This is a genomic window from Calothrix sp. FACHB-168 (genome assembly GCF_963889195.1).
Taxonomy (GTDB): domain Bacteria; phylum Cyanobacteriota; class Cyanobacteriia; order Cyanobacteriales; family Nostocaceae; genus Aulosira; species Aulosira anomala_A.
This window is the reverse complement of record NZ_CAWPNJ010000096.1, coordinates 141,653-160,445: the sequence shown is the minus strand read 5'-3', so window position 1 is coordinate 160,445 and position 18,793 is coordinate 141,653. Positions and strand designations below refer to the sequence as shown.

The window sequence follows — 18,793 nt, the reverse complement described above, 5'->3', positions numbered from 1 at the left end:
CAATGCCCAATGCCCCATGCCCCATGCCCCATGCCCCATTAAAACTGCTTTGCTTCCGCTAATACCGGATTTATCCCAAACCAACGCCCTTGTCGATCCTGATATTCAAAAACAAACAAACTGCGCAGTAAAAGTTGATAGTCTCCTTCACCACTGACGCTTTGTTTTTGCACTACTAACCGCAGTACTTCCCATTCATCATCAGTAATCGCTAATACTAACCCCTCGCGGTATTCGCGGATAGCGTTTTCTAAACATTCCCGCGATAAAGGTGGGTCTTCCACCTGAAGGCAGCTATAGAGAATGCCTAACAAGTTGCGCACGTGACCGCCACTAATACGGCACAGTCTATCTAAAGTTTCTGGTGTATCAAATATTTCCGTAATTAAAGCTAACCTGTCATCAGGGTTTACTTCTGGAAAAGCTCTGGCTAACACCATCTGGCGCAACAGTGCTAAACCTTCCTCATAGTCTCCCCCATCGCGCAGCTGTACGGGTACCATTGGTAAAATTTTGGGAGCCATACCACCCCCTAAGCGATTTTTCAGCGCTTCAATTTCATTAGAGAACATCAACACCAAAGGAATCGTGTAAACCACATGACAACTGAGTTTGCGTAACTGTTCGCCGCGATCCACAAACAAATATTCTGGTTGCGATCGCTCGCTGGTTTTCGCCCGTGGATCTATCCGATCCAAGTTATCAATAATTACTACCAGCCCATTTTTACCCTTAGCTTTAAGTTCCTGCTTGGCACGTTCGAGAACTTCTTGATTAATCGACTCTAAAATATTATTCGTGCGCGGTTCTAAGTATTGCCTTAAGCGGCTGCGTAATTTGGGGCTATCTTTGGTTTTCGCTGTAATTTTAGCAATTTTCAACGGTAGAGAAATTTCTGCTTCCGCTTTTAACTCTATCGGTGTTTGCAAAAAATCGATGACTTCATTCAGCAGATTATTAAAATAACCAGGCCGAATTTTGATATTCACAGTTTCTAAACTTTCAGTTACCTGACGCGCGATCGCTAGCATAATATCTGTCACATCCACATCAGCCATATCTAAGTCTTGGGTAGACTCAAAATACACCACATGAAAGTTTTGCTGCTTTAACTCCGCTTCTAGTCGCCGCAATTCCGTAGACTTCCCGCAACCAATATGTCCGGTAAACAACTGACAAGTCGGCTTATTAGGTGCAAGGCGGGTAATCGTGCGCCCCAGTGCTTCAATCACCTTTCCACCCCGCACCGAGGCAAAATCAATATAATATTGCCGTTCCTCAGGATTTTCTAAGACTAAAGTTTTACTGGGGTTGCAACTGTCAAAAAATCTTTGTAAATCTAGTTTCATAAGGCAGATGGCAGAGGGCAGAGGGCAGAAGGAGAAAGAGTTTTAAGTCTTTTTGTTACATAATTGGGTTATGAGGCTTACTTAACTAAGTATTTAAATCAGATTTTATGATTAATCTGATTTTTACGTAAAATTATCAGCTATTTTTTCAGATTTTATACAAAATTGGGCATGGGGCACTTGTACTGAGCGTTCGCGCAGCGTCTCCCCTTGGGAGAAGTCGAAGTATTGGGCATGGGTAACACTAAGTCATTTCAATTTGAAAAAAGATTCTCTCGCTTACCCGATGTAGCGCCCGCAGGCTGGAAGCCACTGGCTCTCATTACAAAGCCAACCTTTGTGGGCTAAAGAATTAAGTCCACGTAGGTGGACTTTGTACGATTAGCCGCACCCTTCTAGGGTGACGGCGGGATTTCGGGATCAGCGATGTTTTGATTTAAATAAAATAAGGGACTTCCAAATAAAAAAATATACAACTATTTATTGTGGGGTGGGCGTCTCGCCCGCCCATAGTCAAAGGCGGGCAAGACTTCGGCGTGAGCGCTCAGTCGAACGCTGCCCACCACACAAGATTGGATAATTTATTTCTTGGAAGTCCCTAAGAACCTAAACAAATCCGCAAAAACTTGGGTGTCACTACCTTTTAGGTGTCTACATTCAATTACCCATATTTCGTAGTGCGAGCATCTTGCTCGCTTTTGAATACCAGCGAGCAAGATGTTTGTCCTTCGGACACGCTACGCGAACGCACTACAAATTTTTTGGGTATTTAAAAAATTCGATGTCCCTTAAGAATAAGTGCGTAGGCGTAGCCCGCCTTCGGCATCGCCAAAAACAACAAAGCATAGCTACACAGCCGCTTATTGTTCAACATGGCAATTTTTGAGCCAGCAATATACCTTTTTACTTGCGGAAAACACCAAAATGAGTGCGCGATTTACCAAAATGGGTAAGTGATATGGCTTTTTACCTGCGGAAAACACTAAAACCTGTGCGCGATTTACCAAAATGAGAAAGCGTTAAGGCTTAATGAGTAGGTGAAATGGTATTTTGCTTGCGGAAAACACCAAAATGAGAAGGCGTTAAGACTTAATGAGTAGGTGAAATGGCTTTTTGCTTACTTAAAACAGCAAAATAGGTACTTGATTTCGATAAATGAGAAAGCGATCGCCTTTTTTGTTTACTTAAAATATACAAATGACTACTGAATATATGTAAATGATAAAGCTGGCGCATTTTGCCCCGCAAAGAACCGAAGTTCCTTGCTAATAGCCAAATTCATCTAAAGATGACTAGATATCAGTTATTTCTCCTATACAAGCTTGGGCTTACCGGATATAAACCCAACAAAACCCTGTAAATGTTGGGTTTCGCAAAGCCTCAACCCAACCTACATCTAGCTAATATGACCGTAAAATTAACAACTTTTTTTCAGCATTTATACAGAAAAATAGCAAACTAGCACAAATTACCCATGATGTAGATACTCCCATGCCCAATGCCCCATGCCCAATGCCCAATGCCCCATACCCAACTTCTGATTTCTTAACGAAAAGCAAAACATTTCTGAGTAATTTGCAGTACAGAATAGTTTTCAGGCAGTAATTTAATACAAATCATGTCTCAACCCACCATAGAATCAATCCTACAAGAAACACGTTTATTTCCCCCATCTGCGGAATTCTCGCAAAACGCGCAGATTAAAAGCCTGGAAGATTACCAACGCCTTTACGATAAAGCTAAAGCAGATCCGCAAGCGTTTTGGGCAGAATTAGCGGAAACTGAGTTGCATTGGTTCCAAAAATGGGACAAGGTGTTAGATTGGCAACCACCTTTTGCTAAATGGTTTGTCGGTGGTAAGATTAACATTTCTTACAACTGCTTAGATAGACACCTCAACACCTGGCGCAAAAATAAAGCCGCGCTGATTTGGGAAGGTGAACCGGGAGATTCTCGCACACTGACTTACGCGCAATTACATCGGGAAGTTTGTCAGTTTGCCAATGCGTTAAAACAATTGGGAATTCAAAAAGGCGATCGCGTCGGTATTTATATGCCAATGATACCCGAAGCCGCGATCGCTATGTTAGCCTGTGCGAGAATAGGCGCGCCTCACAGTGTCGTCTTTGGTGGTTTCAGTGCAGAAGCTTTGCGCGATCGCTTAGTTGATGCGGAAGCCAAGCTAGTAATTACAGCTGATGGTGGTTGGCGTAAAGATGCGATCGTTCCCCTTAAAGAACAGGTAGACAAAGCTTTAGCAAATAACGCTGTCCCCAATGTGAAAAACGTCCTAGTAGTACAGCGTACCAAGCAAGAAACACACATGGAAGCTAGGCGTGACCATTGGTGGCACGATTTACAAAAAGGTATATCTGCTGATTGTCCCGCCGAACCAATGGACAGCGAAGATTTACTATTTATTCTCTACACTTCTGGCAGCACAGGCAAACCGAAGGGAGTGGTGCATACAACGGCTGGGTATAACTTATATACTCACATGACCACAAAATGGATCTTTGATTTACAAGACACAGATGTATATTGGTGTACCGCAGATGTCGGTTGGATTACGGGACATAGCTATATAGTTTACGGCCCCCTTTCCAACGGTGCTACAACCCTAATGTACGAAGGTGCGCCCCGTGCATCTAATCCTGGCTGTTTCTGGGATGTAATTGAAAAATATGGCGTCAATATTTTTTATACTGCACCTACAGCAATTCGGGCATTTATTAAAATGGGCGAGCAACATCCCAACGCCCGCAATTTATCATCCTTGCGGTTATTGGGAACCGTAGGCGAACCAATTAACCCAGAAGCTTGGATCTGGTATCATAAAGTTATTGGTGGGGAACGTTGCCCAATTGTCGATACATGGTGGCAAACAGAAACAGGCGGAATTATGATTACACCCCTACCAGGGGCAATTTCCACAAAACCCGGTTCAGCCACACTTCCCTTCCCCGGAATTCTTGCAGACATCGTAGATTTAGATGGTAATTCTGTCGCCGACAACCAAGGGGGTTACTTAGCAATACGCCATCCTTGGCCGGGAATGATGCGCACAGTATACGGCGATCCAGAACGCTTCCGCCGTACCTACTGGGAACACATACCCCCGAAAGATGGTAACTATACATATTTTGCTGGTGATGGAGCCAGAAGAGATGAAGACGGTTACTTCTGGGTAATGGGAAGAGTAGACGACGTACTCAACGTATCCGGACACCGCTTAGGGACAATGGAAGTAGAATCAGCCTTAGTATCTCACCCCGCCGTTGCCGAAGCAGCAGTAGTAGGTAAACCTGACGAACTCAAAGGAGAGGAAGTAGTAGCTTTCGTCACCTTAGAAGGTACTTACCAAGCCAGTGAAGATTTAAGCAAAGAACTCAAGCGCCACGTTGTCCAAGAAATTGGTGCGATCGCGCGTCCCGGTGAAATCCGCTTTACAGACGCCTTACCCAAAACGCGATCGGGTAAAATCATGCGCCGCTTACTCCGCAACCTCGCCGCCGGTCAAGAAGTATCCGGCGACACCTCAACCCTAGAAGATCGCAGCGTCCTAGATAAATTACGCGAAGGAGCATAATTTATCTAGTCAACAGTCAATAGTCCAAAGTCAACAGTCCAGAGTCAAACTACTAATAACTAATGACCATTGACCATTGACTATTGACCATTGACCAACTCTGGAACATTTAATACCCGATCCCCAGTCAATTTTAATTGAGGTGCGTTTGTGATGAGCGAACGCACCTCAATTTATCATGAGAATTAGAACACTGTTGAGGAATTGAGGGCAATGAAGCTGAACAACCAATCTAAATCAGTATTTGTTCAACCTCTTAGTTACATAACACTGAGCATCATAACTGCAATTTCTATTTCACCATCAGTATTTGCTGTAACTGCACAAGATTCTTTACATAATCCGAAATTCGCGGCTGATAAATTAACCACACAGCCAAAGTTTAATAGCCAAGAGTTAAAAATAGCACAGATTCAAGAAGACACCATTCTTCGAGAGCGATCGCAGTTCATTCAGCAAGCTAATAATTTATTGAATCAAGGCGATTTCAAAGGTGCAGAGGAAAGCTTACGTAAATTTCTCAAACGATTTCCCGACGACGCTTTTGGACATTATCAACTCGGAAATGTCCTATTTCGCCAAAAAAGGCTAGAGGAAGCAATAACTTCATACCAAGAAGCCATTCGCCTCAAACCAAAATATGCACTAGCTTACAATTCCTTAGGTATTGTTCACGCCAGCCAATCTCAGTGGGATGATGCGATGGCTCAATATCGCAAAGCTTTAGAAATTAACCCTAATTATGCTGATGCACTGACTAATTTAGCACTAGCACTGTGGCAAACAAATAAAAAAGATGAGGCTATTGCTTCTTTGACAAAAGCTTTAGATATCTTCAAATCGCAAAATAGAAGCGAAAAAGCTTATCAAATAGAACAAATTTTGCAAAAAATCAAACAATCTGATAATCCAGGTTTATCTTGATATCAAATTTGTAATTCGTCATCTGAATGCCAGCTAAAATAAAATACATCTTTGTAGGGGTTTAGCAATGCTAAACCCCTCATCGCATCCAACTATTTTGCATAATCTGAAATTGTGGATTTCTTGTGGGGTGGGCGTCTCGCCCGCCCAATATATGCAAGTTAAATGTGGAATAGATTTAATACCAATTTAAATAATGTAGACTACACATCAATATATTCTAGATGGGATGGCAATGCCATGCCCTACCATCTATCGCATTCTTTTTTCAACTAGGTATAATTAAACAAAAGCCCTAAATAAATCCTAATGACAAATGACAAATGACCATTCCCCTAATAATCCTCGCTGCCGGTGCATCAACCCGTATGGGTAAGCCAAAACAACTGTTACCCTATCAAGGACGCAGCCTAATTCAGCATACAGTTGAAAGTGCGATCGCTTCATTCTGCAACCCTGTAATCGTCGTTTTAGGCGCTAATGCACAACAAATCCGTTCCCAAATTAATCAAAATTTAGTGCAAATAGTTGAAAATCCGCAATGGAATTTAGGAATGAGTACTTCAATTCGTAGCGGTATTTCTGCACTCAATAAATACTCACAAAATATAGAAGCCGCAGTAATTACTGTTTGCGATCAACCATATATTTCCACAGAAATTATTAATAACTTAATCTCTGCCTACTCTGCCACCAAAAAACCAATAATAGCCTCTCAATATGCAGAAACTTTAGGCGTACCCGCTTTATTTAGTCGCCAATTTTTCCCCGAATTACTCACTCTCCATGAAGATACTGGTGCTAAATATTTAATTAAGAAATATCGCGATTTAGTATTAGCTGTGAATTTTCCTTTAGGCGCAATTGATATCGACACTCCTAATGATTATCAGAACTTGCAAGCAAATATCAAGTTGTCTGAATAAAGTTTGATAATTTTACTTAACAAATGGAACTAATCAATATGCCAAAAGTCATACTGAGATAAAGATATGCTTTATCAATTACCTAGTTAATAGGTAAGTCGATTAAAATAAACCCAACTCTGTTAGAAAAGGTAAGCAGGCTGGAAACCCTTACCAATGACAAAGCGCAAAGTCTGAGCGCCGGCTTCCGGCGATCAGAACTTTGTAAGAATGACTAATGACTAATGACAGCCCTTTCCAACTATCTTTAATTACACCGCTCTACTTATTAATATGAAACTTAAATCTATTCCAACTGCGATCGCATTATCTCTGATCAGCATTGGAATTTCCCATATAGCTTATACTCAAACTCCAACCGCCCAACAAGCACAATTAAATCAAGAAGTAGCACAACTCCGCCCACAGGGGACTAGTGGTTTAGAAAAATTTTTAAATAATCATGCTTCGCAACTCAAAAACCCTTCCCCAGAAATACGCCAAGCATTAGATAAACTTTGTCAACAGCGAGACTGCTACGCTTCTCAACTTTATTGGTACACCGATATCGAACAAGCTAAAACTGCGGCTAAAGCTAGTAATAAACCCATTCTGTCATTACGTTTATTAGGAAATCTCGATCAAGATTTAAGTTGTGCTAACAGTCGCTTTTTCCGCGTAGCTTTATATCCCAATGCTGAAATTTCTCAATTCCTGCGCGATCGCTATATACTACACTGGGAATCTGTACGCCCAGTACCCAAAGTTACCGTAGATTTTGGCGATGGACGCAAACTAGAACGCACCCTCACAGGTAACAGCATTCACTATATTTTAGACAGTTCCGGTGTACCTATAGATGCTATTCCCGGTTTATACGGGCCTCAAGCCTTTTTACGTCAGCTAGTAGCTGGAGAAAAAGCAGTCAAAGAATATAATAAATCCCAAGGTATCGCCCGCTACAACTTTTTACGCGATTACCACCGCCAACAATTAGCATCAATTCAACGTCAATGGCTTGCAGATTTAGCCAATCTTGGTATCAAAAACCCACCCCGTCTAGTAGAATTCGCTTCCAATAGTAACGAAGCACCTAGCGCCAGCGTTGCAGGTACCTTAGCTGTGACTAAAATGCTCGTAGAATCACCAATACTGCGCAACATCAACGCAGCCAATAACAATCAAAAAGCCCTAAGAGAAATTACTGACGCAGCTACATGGGAAAAAATAGCCCAACGCTACGCAGCAGATGCCAAATTAGATAATAATAGCGTGGCATTAATTCAGAGTAAGCGCTTTCAAGACAGCAAAAGCGATAATTTACAGCGCGTTGTCAGCAATTTTCAAGCAGCAATGGCATTAGATACGGTGAGAAACGAGTATACTTTGCACAGCCAAATTCATCAGTGGTTTATGCAAGAAAACGCCACAAATAATATCAAAGCCTTGAATGATAAAGTTTACAGCGAATTATTTCTCACCCCTAATACTGACCCGTGGCTAGGGTTAATGAGTAGTGAAAGCTACAGCGCCATTGATAATGATGGCATTAGAAAATAATCCAGCTAATCCCTCAGAGGAAAACCACAACCAAACATAAAAATCTCTCTTCCCTAAACCCTAACCCCTGTTATTCAAAATCTTAAATAATACATTAACTGCGCGATCGCATCTGCTGGTAACTCCAACCGTCGTTGAAAATCAACCAAATTGCGGTATGGCCCAGCAGATAGGCGATTTTGCACCACAGCTTGCGCGAGAGATAAATCAATAAAAGGTATTTTTGTTAGGCTCTCAACTGTGGCTGTATTCGGATTAACTAAAGGTACAAGACAATCGAGAGATTCTTCGTCATAGTAAACAAAATTCAGCAACAGCTTGATTGGTTGCAAACGCTGCACAGGAATAGCTAAAGCCGCCGCAATATCTTCAATACAATAAAATTTAACCCCAGAACGCGATAATTCTACAAGCGATCGCGCCTGGTGAATCGATAAACCAGGTAAACGTAACCAATCATCGACAGTCGCTTGATTAGCATCAATCTGAATACCCAATTCTATCGCCAGCTGCACTTCTTCCCCAGATTGTAATCTGTAGTAAGGATCGTTGAGCAGCTTAGTACGGAGTTTTTGCAACCGGAGATTTAAAGGTAGCCAGTTTTTCATAATTGTTGCAGGGGTTAAGAAATCTGGTCAAGCAGCTGGCGACGCTTTTGTTCAAATTCGTACTCAGAAATCAGTCCATCTTGACGCAAAGCATCTAACTCCCGCAAAGCTTCAGCCATTGCGCCTACATTATTACTCACTTGCTGTGAATTCTTAATTGCTGACTTACCAAAATTAAAATTGCGATCGAACGCTTCTTCATCTTGCGCCAAATACCAAACCCCCTCAATCGCACTAGCCACTTTAGGGATAGGCGTCCAAGACAGCAACACATACAACAAACCCCAAAAATGCTGTCCTAGATAAAACTTATGTAATCCTGAAACAGTCAGCGTGCCAGAAAAAGCTAAAATAGCGGCTACGCTGCGGCTTTTTCGCTTAGTCAACATATTCCCCAATTGAGCATTTGTCATTTGTTAGTTGTCGATTCTCAATAGTCAATGATCGATTGTCATTGAGATTAGCTTAAATACTGGTCGCTTGGTAATTTTTATCGATACTTATGATAAATATTTCCTATGAGTTGCATATATTCACTGTAATTAAATATGGTGGTAATACTAACATTGGCTAGAAATTACTGAATTACAAGACTTTACATGATCTACACCGACAAAAAAGCAAATTAAGTCTGTTTATGCCAGTAATAATTGCAACAATCCTCAGAATTTCCTCACTTTTTAGATATATTCTAAAAATCAAGGTTCTCAACCAGGCAAATTCATGTATCCTACAACATCTCAAACCCAAACTAGGAATTAATCCAGATAAACAACTTTTTAAAAATTTATAGGGCTAGTAACCTACTGAATATGAATCTATTGTATTGATTTCTGGTGCGGGCTATCAATGGGAAATAAGTAGGCTATATTCAAAGAACTTATACACAAAGAAAACGTCCAAGTACCCTTGATTTACTAGTATTCACTCAGAAGAACTATGTAATACAATACATTACATGACTCTTATTTGAGAGAACTCTTCACATAGCAACAATACTTCAGTCAAGATTCTCAATCAAGCTAGTTTTAGCCAAAAAATCAATTTCTAGGGTTTGAGTTATCTGAATTGTTGCACTACCTTTACCTATTGTTGCTAAACGCACTGGGACTAAATAATGCTAAAACTAAGAGCTAAACAAGTGGAACAGAGACTAGAGGAAAATAATTCTCAAGCCAACATACAACAATACGCTGACCGTCACTACCAACGGGCTATGCAGTACGCCAACCAAAAAAACTGGCCTAGCTGTGTACAAGAGCTAAGAGAAGCCATCAAGCTAGAACCGAAAAATAGTGACTATCATGCATTACTTGGCGTGGCTTATGCTCAACAAAATTTTCAGGGAATGGCAACAGTTTATATTCGCCAAGCATTAAAATTAAATCCTCAACATTCTTTAGCTTTGAAATACGCTGAGAAGTTGGGTCTGAATGGCTCGTCTCAAAACGCGAATCCTAAATCTGTACCCATGTCTCTCAACATCGCCAATGTCTTAAGCAGGTTTTCATCTCGTCAAGGTTCTTGAGTCAAGTGGTGAAATTTCCCTAACTAACCGTAATTCAACCGTAGCTTGTTCCTTAGATGATTGCCCTAGACTAGAATGAAAATATAAGCAAAACCATAATTTACTGAGTTTTAACACTCAGTGGAATGTTAAACAAAATGGGATTCTTTGATTCTGAAATAGTTCAGCAAGAGGCAAAACAGCTATTTGATGATTATCAAGCGCTAATCAAGCTTGGTAACAATTACGGTAAATTTGACCGTGAAGGCAAAAAGCTGTTTATTGAGCAAATGGAAGCCATGATGGATCGTTACCGTATCTTTATGAAGCGTTTCGAGCTTTCTGAAGATTTCATGGCGCAAATGACTATGGAACAGATGAAAACTCAGCTAGGCCAGTTTGGGGTAACTCCTCAACAAATGTTTGACCAAATGCACCTCACCCTACAGAGGATGAAAACCGATTTGGAAAAACAAGCTTAGGATCAAGAGCCAGAGGCTGGAGGTTAGGGGCTAGTAATCTATGCACCAACCATATGCTTTGAAAATTTTCGTCACCTCAGTCTCTAGTCTCTAATCCATAGCCCCTAGTCCCTAATCCTTCTCATTCGCTTTGGGGCGAGGAAACTGAGAGGGCGATTTAAAGCTTTCTACAGGAACGTTTTTCAGCGCCTGTTCCATAAAGTCGCGCCAAATCGGAGCTACCATCACACCACCAGTAGCACCACTGGCTAATTGTCTGTTATCGTCCCTACCTACCCAAACGGCGGTTGTTAACTGGGGTACAGTACCGACAAACCAAATATCCTTTTCTGAGGATGTCGTCCCTGTCTTACCAGCCGCAGGTCGGCCAATTGCTGCATTTTTACCAGTACCCTCGGTAATTACGGATTGCATAACGTTAATAATTGCTGCTGATGCCCAAGGATCGAGAACCAATTGGGGTTTTGGCGTGTTATCCAGTAAAACGTTACCGCTACTATCTGTAATTCGGGCAATTACCGTTGCTGGTGACTGCCAGCCATAATTAGCAAAGGTAGCATAAGCACTAGCCATTTCCAATGGTGTGACGCCAATAGCACCTAAAGGTAAAGAAGTCACCGGTTCCATTGGACTCATAATGCCCAAAGTCCGGCAAATTTCAATAACTTTATTCATCCCTACAGTTTTACCAACTTTAATTACAGGGATGTTGCGCGACTGTGCTAGAGCAGTACGAATCGACATCGCACCAGAAAAACCACCATCATAGTTTCGCGGATAGTACCAACCATTACCATCGCGATAGCTAACTGGAGCGTCTACGACTGTACTATCGGGCGCAAACTTACCAGAAGCAAAGCCTGCGTAATAAACAAAGGGCTTAAAAGAAGAGCCTGGCTGACGTTGAGCTTGGGTGGCGCGGTTGAATTCACTAATTTTGGGATCAACACCACCTACCAAAGCTTTGACAAAATGTGTGCGGGGATCAATCGCTACCAGAGCGATTTGATTTTTGGATAATCCTTGACCCCGAAGAGTATTATGCCATTTGACAACAGTTTGCTCTGCCATTTTTTGGAATTCGGCATCAACTGTTGTTTGCACGCGCATACCACCTTTGAGCAATGCATCGCGCCCGAATTTTTTCGCTAATTCTTGGGCAACTGTATTAGTTACATAAGGTAAGGCACTACCTTGGAATGAGCGAATTTTACCCAGTTTAATTTCTTGTTTGAGGGCATCATCATACTCTTGCTGAGTAATCCAATTCAAGTCCAGCATCCGCCCTAATACTTCTTTTTGTTTCTGCTTTGCCAATTTCATGCTGGCAAAGGGGCTGAATTCTTCTGGTGCTTGAATCAAACCAGCCATCATTGCTGATTCGCCCAAGGTTAAATATTCTGATGATTTGTTAAAGTAACTCCGTGCTGCTGTTTGCACGCCATAGTTATTATGACCCCAATAAACTTGATTGAGGTACATTTCTAAAATTTGGTCTTTAGTCAGAATTTGTTCTAAGCGAATTGCTAGCACTCCTTCTGCTAACTTCCGGGTAAAGGCTCGCTTATGAGACAAAAATAGGTTTTTTACCAGCTGCATGGTGATGGTGGAACCACCTTCTTTGACACCACCAGCTACTGAGTTGACAATAATCGCCCGACCTACACCTGTAGGATTGATACCGTGATGGTTGTAGAAATGTCCATCTTCACTGGCTAATACTGCGCGTTTGAGATTGGGAGAAATTCTATCTAGAGGGACAACTTCTCGGTTAGCTTCTCCATGAACGCTGGTTAAGAGTTTTCCTTTTATATCGTAAATATAAGTCGTTTCTGAAGGAAAGAAGTTACGCAATTGCCTGACATCCGGCAAATTACGAAAACTAATAGCCAAACCCACCAATCCCCCCGCTACAATTGAGCTTGTAAGCATTGTGATTGATAATAGAGTTCCGCCAGCTACCTGACCTACTCCTTTCAAAAACTCAAAACCTGATGAAGCCTTATTTTGGCCTTCCTTGTCTTCAAAAGTCCTAGACGACACGGCGATTTCACTTCCTCACTGGTAAATATAAATGTAATTGATTTGGCGAAGCAAGGCGGTTAATTTTTTGCAATTATAGTAGTTTGGCAGGTAAGACAACGGACAAATTGCCAGTGAATACAACCAACTTAACTTCTCTCGGTCAAAATTTAATTAATAGCGAATCTCCTAGTATGGCGCAAGATATGAATTGGTTGCGTCGTGGTGTAGTAGAAATTTTCCCACAACCAACTGATGCTGACAGCGAAATTGAAAGTTTAGAACAGCGTTTGGTAAGCACAAATCGACCTTTAAGGGTCAAATTGGGCATCGATCCAACTGGTGCTGATATTCATCTTGGTCATAGCATACCGGTAAGAAAACTGCGAGCTTTTCAAGATGCTGGTCATACCGCAGTACTAATTATTGGTGATTTTACGGCGCGGATTGGCGATCCGACTGGTAAATCTGAAGTGCGTCGCCAGCTGACAGAAGCAGATGTGGCGCAAAACGCCCAGACTTATCTTGAGCAAGTACGTCCTATATTGGATTTTGACACACCAGGAAGGTTAGAGGTACGCTACAACTCCCAATGGCTCTCCCGCCTGGATTTAGGCAAGATTTTAGAGTTACTCTCAACGATGACTGTGGGGCAGATGCTAGCCAAAGAAGGATTTGCCGAACGTTATAAGAAGGAGAATCCAATTTTCCTCCATGAGTTCCTTTATCCGTTGATGCAGGGCTATGATTCGGTGGCGGTAGAGGCGGATGTGGAATTAGGGGGAACTGACCAAAAATTTAACATTGCTGTGGGGCGAGATTTACAGCGTAGGTTTGGTCAAAAGCCCCAGTTTGGCTTACTGCTGCCAATTTTAATTGGTACAGATGGGGTACAAAAAATGTCGAAGTCTCTAGGTAATTATGTGGGCTTGTCGGCACACCCATCGGAAAAATACCAAAAATTGCAGGGCGTTCCCGATCAACTACTAGAGCAGTATTTTGAACTGTTGACGGATTTCGCTTTGGATAAATTACCAGAAAATCCCCGCGATCGCCAAATACTTCTGGCATGGGAAATTGTCAGGCAGTATCATGGCGAACAAGCAGCTAATCAGGCGAAGGAAGCTGCTGATAGCGGTGGGAAAAAAGGCGCTATCCCGGAATTTTCTGTGGCTGGAATAGAGCAGTTTCCCGTCAAGTTGGCTTATTTACTCAATGCTAGCGGCTTGTGTAAAAGCAGTGGCGAAGGTAAGCGGAAAATTCAAGAAGGCGGGGTGTATATAGATGGCGATCGCATTACTAATGTTGATACCAGTTTTGCCCAAGCTGATGAATTAACCGACAAAGTGCTGCAAGTGGGTAAAAACAAGTTTGTGCGCTTAGTACCTTAATTTGGGATAGAAACCAGCGATGAATCCTGAGCAGCGAATTATAGTACCTTTAGATGTCCCAGATATCGCCAGCGCGATCACCCTTGTTGAACGGCTACCACAAGTTACTTTCTGGAAAGTTGGCTTGGAGTTGTTTACCAGCACCGGGCCTAGTATTCTGGAAATTCTCAAATCTCGCCAAAAGCAGATTTTTCTCGATTTAAAATTTCACGACATCCCAAACACCGTAGCTGGTGCTTGTCAGGCGGCGGCGCGTTATGGGGTGGATTTATTGACAATTCACTCTACTGCTGGCAAAGACGCCCTAAAAGCGGCAACTGAGGCCATTCAAACCGGGGCAGCACAAGCAGGTGTTAAACCGCCCAAATTAATTGCTATTACCCTACTAACGAGCATTTCTGCCCGACAGTTGGCGTTTGATTTGAAAATACCCTTGGAATTGCCAGAATACGCCCTGTCAATGGCACTCCTCGCCCAAGAAACCGGATTAGATGGGGCAGTTTGTTCGCCTCAAGAAGTGGCACAGCTACGACAAACTTGCGGGGATAATTTTCTCTTTGTTTGTCCCGGCGTGCGTCCGACTTGGGCAGATAAAGGCGATCAAAAGCGATCGCTAACTCCCTCCCAAGCCATCCAAGCTGGCGCAGATTACCTCGTAATTGGTCGTCCGATTACCAGTGCGGCGGAACCTGAGTTAGCTTGGAAGAGAATTTGTGAGGAGTTAGCATAAGGAAGAAATAGAGACGCGATGAATCGCGTCTGTACAATTGTTCTCCTGTCCCCTCTAGCCTAATCTGCTCTCCTACGCCCTCTGTTATGCATGGTGATGAAAACTTTTTTGTTGGGACTACCTCGGAACTTGTGGCTGATGGTTTGTGGCTGCTTTGTGGTAGTTAGTAATATTGGTAATCCTGTATTTTCGCAAAGCCTCCCCGTGTCAAAGGATAAAGCGGGGTTGACTTGTGTTGAACAAAAAATAGACAGTTTAACTACCTATTTATTGCGGGATTTACCTAGTTATACAAATCGCGTAACCCAACGCGCCCGCCGTCTCAGCCGGAAGAATGAAGTTTATAGCTACTTTCTATTGGCAGGTAGACCGGAGTTTACGCCCCTACCTCTGAATCCGGGGATTAACGGCGTAGATAGTGACAAAAGTGCCGCATCAGGTGTGGAGCAGGTTTTTTTTACTACTTTAGAAAGGCAGTATATAGGGGGAAAAGTGGTGGAATTACAGGAATTCCACTGGCTATTATTGACGAAAACTGAAAGTGGCTGGCGTTTGGTGATGATGTTTACCCAAAGTGGATCGTCAACTGGATCGTCGGGGGGACAACAACCGCTATCGCCGCCACGAAATAGTAGCCGTAGTGCGATCGCTCAAGCGATTAATATTTGGTTGCGGGATTGTCAGGCGGGAAGCGTGAGGATGTAATTGGGCATTGGGCATTGGGCATTGGGCATTGGGCATGTATTAATTAAATCGGTAAGGGTGGGGAGACCCCACCCCTACAGGTGTATCTGTATTATTTTTTTTAATTAGGACTTACGCACAAACTACGGAAGAATCGAACCGCGAAGACACGAAGGACACGAAGAAATAGGAGTTTCAAAGGTATTTTGCGTAAGTCCTGTTAATTACGAATTATTAATGTTCCGTTATTTCCATCTAAAGTTACTTCCTGACCTACTGGTAATGCTGCATTGCATTTATCGTGACCAAAGGGTAAGTCAGCAACAACGGGAATACCTAAGTCGCCTAAGCGATCGCGCAAAACTTCTTCTACTGTAAAACTAGGCACTTTTGCTGGTGGTTCACATGCCGTAAAATCACCTAAGGCGATTCCCTTAATTTGGGATAAATTACCGCTTAAACGCCATTGGGTGAGCATTCTGTCTATTCTGTAGGGTGCTTCTGATACATCCTCAAAGGCTAAAATTACACCTGCAAAATCTGGTTGAAATGGTGTGGCTAAAAGATGGGTGGCTACTGTTAAATTACCTGGGAGTAAAATTCCTGTGGCGACACCATTACCCCAACCTTTACCTTGCAGTGGCTCCAGGTTACGACCTTCGACTAAATTAAATAATCGCTCACATGACCAATCTGGCTCATTAGCAAGTGTGGTTAATACAGGGCCGTGAACGCTGGAAATTCCGACATTGTAAAGACTCCACAATAAAGCCGTAATATCAGAAAAGCCTATTAACCATTTGGGATTTTCGCTTGTCGATGATTCTGGTTGCCAATGCCAATTTTCGAGGATGCGGGTACTACCGAAACCACCTCTAGCGCAGAGAATACCCCGGCAATTTGGGTCTTTCCAGGCTGCTGCAAGCTGCTGGCGACGGTTTTGATCGTTTCCGGCTAAATAGCCCCATTTATCTGTAATTTCTGGGGGAACTTCGATTTGATAACCGCGCGATCGCCAAATTTCTATACTCTGATAAAAGCTGTCAAATTCGCGCAAAGCACCACTAGGGGCAATGACTCGTAGTAAATCGCCGGGTTTGAGAGGTGGGGGTAAGATTTTTGCTGGCATAAATTAATTACTAGTAGGAAAAAATACTACATTTATCGTCCTAACAATGTAATGTAAGAATTTAGCTCTGAATTTATTTTTTTATTTCAGTAGAAATTTTATGCGCCAAGGAATGAAAGTGAGTCTAGCATTGCTAGCATTTTTAGGAAATTTGACATGGTGCTATAGTGCCAAGGCAAATTTTAAAGGCAATCTGACGGTAGAAATTGATGGATTTAAAAATAAACAAGGGCAAGTCTGCGCCAGTATCTTTGCCAAGAGTCAAGGTTTTCCCAATAATCGCGATCGCGTAATTCAAAGCCAGTGTACCAAGATAACCGACACTTCTGTAAAGCTTACCTTTGAGAATTTACCAGCCGGTAGCTATGCTGTTGCTGTGATGCATGATAAAAATGAAGATTCAAAACTCAATCGTAATAGCTTAGGTATACCCACAGAAGGTTTTGGATTTTCCAAAAATCCCGAAATTCGCACCAGCGCGCCCAAATTCAGCGAGGCCGCTATTTTATTAGCAGGGCCAAATACTAACATTCAAGTGCATTTGAAATATTTATAAGGGCATGGGGCATTAGGCATTGGGCGGAGACGCGATTAATCGCGTCTCTACAATTGTCAATTGTCTCCCTTGCCCATACGCTAATTATCATTTTCCTCTTGTTCTGGCAATGTTTCGCGATCGCATACAACACGGATGCGATTAATCTGGTTTAGCGCATACCTTGCTGTTGACTGTACTTCTACATCGGGATCTTCTACTGCATGGCGTAACATCTGACTAACTTGAGACATCATGTCATAAACGCGGGTTAAATCGCGAATGGCATTTTGTCGTACTTGTGGGCTTTCGTTTTGGATGGAGATGGCTAATGCACGATTCATGGGTTTGAGTGTGCGAATACTGATTTCGCTTAAAGCTGCCAAAATTAGGCTGTGTTGTTGGGAATCTGCATCTAGCATCAAGTCTAGCAACGGTTGAATCGCTCTTGAGTCTCCTTGCTGTCCCAAATCCCATATTGCTTTGTGTCGCTTCGCTGGATCGGGACTATATAAATCGTTAATTAATTCATCAACTATATTGACTTTGGCTAAACGAGAAGTATTAGCTGGAGGTAACAATTTTGGCGTCATCGATGCTGCGTCTGGAGAATCAGCACTAGTTGCATCATCCTGCTGTTCCTCTGGGCTAGCTTTTGACTCTGGTAACAGTGGTATTGTTGAGTTATTAGTTTCAGTTCTTGTTTGAGTATCAGAAGTTTCTAAATGTAGCAATTGCTTAGATGGTGTGAACTTTCTCACAAAGTAAACAATTGCGCCAATACTTCCGAGAATTCCCAAGCCGAGTAACGACCAGCGAATGACATTATGCTTAGGCGGATTTTGCTCACTGGGTTTAGAAGTAGGTACAGGTGAGGCGGTAAATGATTTTTTGGCAGCAATTGCTGATTGGAGACTTTTCTTCGTCGTATTGCCAAAAATACCGTCTGCTTCTAAACCCTGTGCTTTCTGAAATTCAGCTACAGCAGTTTTTGTAGTTTCTTTGTACTTTCCATCTACCACATCGTTGTAATATCCCAACTCTTTTAATTGAGTTTGCAAAGTTTCTACATCCGATCCTGTACTATCGGGTCTGAGAGTCGTTGCGAAGACAGGTTGTGCGGTACTGATTTGAGGCAGTATCAAAATTTGTTGTGGTAAATTAAGTATTCTTGGATTCGCGGGTGTTTGGTACAAACCCAGGTAGAGAAAACAAGTCAAGATAGGGATTGATGAGTGACATAGCCTCATAATTACTAGTTTTGGACAACGGGTATTTTTGAATTGTTCGATACCACGATAGCTTTAACTAGTCTAAAATTTAACTTTTCTTGTGACAAAAATTGCGATCGCTGCAGATAAGTAGGTTGGGGTAATGA

16 protein-coding genes are annotated in these 18,793 nt (G+C 42.3%); 10 read left to right on the top strand and 6 right to left on the bottom strand.

All coding sequences use genetic code 11. The annotated features are described in order from the left end of the window. Positions 1–38: 38 nt before the first annotated feature. Complete coding sequence (locus tag AACW45_RS37715; protein WP_190630949.1) at positions 39–1,349, bottom strand: AAA family ATPase; 1,311 nt, start codon at positions 1,347–1,349, stop codon at positions 39–41. Positions 1,350–2,967: 1,618 nt separating this feature from the next. Between AACW45_RS37715 and acs the strand changes: the two genes are divergently transcribed. From acs to AACW45_RS37695, 4 genes are all read left to right on the top strand, one after another. Then, on the top strand, positions 2,968–4,938 hold the full coding sequence (gene acs / locus AACW45_RS37710; RefSeq protein WP_190630948.1) for an acetate--CoA ligase: 1,971 nt from the start codon (positions 2,968–2,970) through the stop codon (positions 4,936–4,938). Between the two features lie 213 nt (positions 4,939–5,151). Beyond that, positions 5,152–5,862 (top strand): tetratricopeptide repeat protein, encoded by a 711-nt coding sequence (locus AACW45_RS37705; protein ID WP_190630947.1) that lies wholly within the window; start codon positions 5,152–5,154, stop codon positions 5,860–5,862. A 323-nt stretch (positions 5,863–6,185) separates the two neighbouring features. Next, entirely contained in the window at positions 6,186–6,788 is a 603-nt protein-coding gene (locus AACW45_RS37700; RefSeq protein WP_190630946.1) for a nucleotidyltransferase family protein, read from the top strand. 273 nt (positions 6,789–7,061) lie between these two features. Continuing rightward, complete coding sequence (locus AACW45_RS37695) at positions 7,062–8,327, top strand: hypothetical protein (RefSeq protein ID WP_190630944.1); 1,266 nt, start codon at positions 7,062–7,064, stop codon at positions 8,325–8,327. Positions 8,328–8,401: 74 nt separating this feature from the next. On the opposite strand, the gene AACW45_RS37690 is transcribed toward AACW45_RS37695, so the two are convergent. Together AACW45_RS37690 and AACW45_RS37685 are read right to left on the bottom strand one after the other, a co-directional pair. Beyond that, positions 8,402–8,935 carry a helix-hairpin-helix domain-containing protein gene (locus tag AACW45_RS37690; protein ID WP_190630940.1) on the bottom strand — a complete coding sequence of 178 codons (534 nt, stop codon included), beginning with the start codon at positions 8,933–8,935 and terminating at the stop codon, positions 8,402–8,404. A gap of 14 nt (positions 8,936–8,949) precedes the next feature. After that, positions 8,950–9,324 carry an NINE protein gene (locus AACW45_RS37685; RefSeq protein ID WP_190631044.1) on the bottom strand — a complete coding sequence of 125 codons (375 nt, stop codon included), beginning with the start codon at positions 9,322–9,324 and terminating at the stop codon, positions 8,950–8,952. A gap of 752 nt (positions 9,325–10,076) precedes the next feature. Between AACW45_RS37685 and AACW45_RS37680 the strand changes: the two genes are divergently transcribed. Continuing rightward, positions 10,077–10,463 carry a hypothetical protein gene (locus AACW45_RS37680; protein WP_190692748.1) on the top strand — a complete coding sequence of 129 codons (387 nt, stop codon included), beginning with the start codon at positions 10,077–10,079 and terminating at the stop codon, positions 10,461–10,463. A gap of 137 nt (positions 10,464–10,600) precedes the next feature. Then, positions 10,601–10,924 carry a DUF1825 family protein gene (locus AACW45_RS37675; protein WP_096599536.1) on the top strand — a complete coding sequence of 108 codons (324 nt, stop codon included), beginning with the start codon at positions 10,601–10,603 and terminating at the stop codon, positions 10,922–10,924. A 111-nt stretch (positions 10,925–11,035) separates the two neighbouring features. On the opposite strand, the gene AACW45_RS37670 is transcribed toward AACW45_RS37675, so the two are convergent. Continuing rightward, positions 11,036–12,967, bottom strand: coding sequence for a transglycosylase domain-containing protein (locus AACW45_RS37670; RefSeq protein WP_190630935.1), 1,932 nt, complete (start codon positions 12,965–12,967; stop codon positions 11,036–11,038). A gap of 173 nt (positions 12,968–13,140) precedes the next feature. Here AACW45_RS37670 and tyrS point away from each other — a divergent pair, with 173 nt between their 5' ends. From tyrS to AACW45_RS37655, 3 genes are all read left to right on the top strand, one after another. Next, positions 13,141–14,337 carry a tyrosine--tRNA ligase gene (tyrS, locus tag AACW45_RS37665; protein WP_190631042.1) on the top strand — a complete coding sequence of 399 codons (1,197 nt, stop codon included), beginning with the start codon at positions 13,141–13,143 and terminating at the stop codon, positions 14,335–14,337. Between the two features lie 19 nt (positions 14,338–14,356). Continuing rightward, positions 14,357–15,067: an orotidine-5'-phosphate decarboxylase gene (pyrF, locus tag AACW45_RS37660; RefSeq protein ID WP_190630933.1), complete on the top strand. Its 711-nt coding sequence runs from the start codon at positions 14,357–14,359 to the stop codon at positions 15,065–15,067. Positions 15,068–15,163: 96 nt separating this feature from the next. Continuing rightward, on the top strand, positions 15,164–15,772 hold the full coding sequence (locus AACW45_RS37655; RefSeq protein WP_242045479.1) for a hypothetical protein: 609 nt from the start codon (positions 15,164–15,166) through the stop codon (positions 15,770–15,772). Between the two features lie 199 nt (positions 15,773–15,971). On the opposite strand, the gene AACW45_RS37650 is transcribed toward AACW45_RS37655, so the two are convergent. Next, positions 15,972–16,880: a S66 peptidase family protein gene (locus tag AACW45_RS37650; RefSeq protein ID WP_190630931.1), complete on the bottom strand. Its 909-nt coding sequence runs from the start codon at positions 16,878–16,880 to the stop codon at positions 15,972–15,974. A gap of 100 nt (positions 16,881–16,980) precedes the next feature. On the opposite strand from AACW45_RS37650, the gene AACW45_RS37645 reads away from it, so the two are divergent. Then, complete coding sequence (locus AACW45_RS37645; RefSeq protein WP_190630929.1) at positions 16,981–17,436, top strand: DUF2141 domain-containing protein; 456 nt, start codon at positions 16,981–16,983, stop codon at positions 17,434–17,436. Positions 17,437–17,516: 80 nt separating this feature from the next. Here AACW45_RS37645 and AACW45_RS37640 read toward each other — a convergent pair whose 3' ends face one another. Further along, positions 17,517–18,476: a peptidoglycan-binding protein gene (locus AACW45_RS37640; protein WP_306414979.1), complete on the bottom strand. Its 960-nt coding sequence runs from the start codon at positions 18,474–18,476 to the stop codon at positions 17,517–17,519. Between the last annotated feature and the right edge of the window lie 317 nt (positions 18,477–18,793).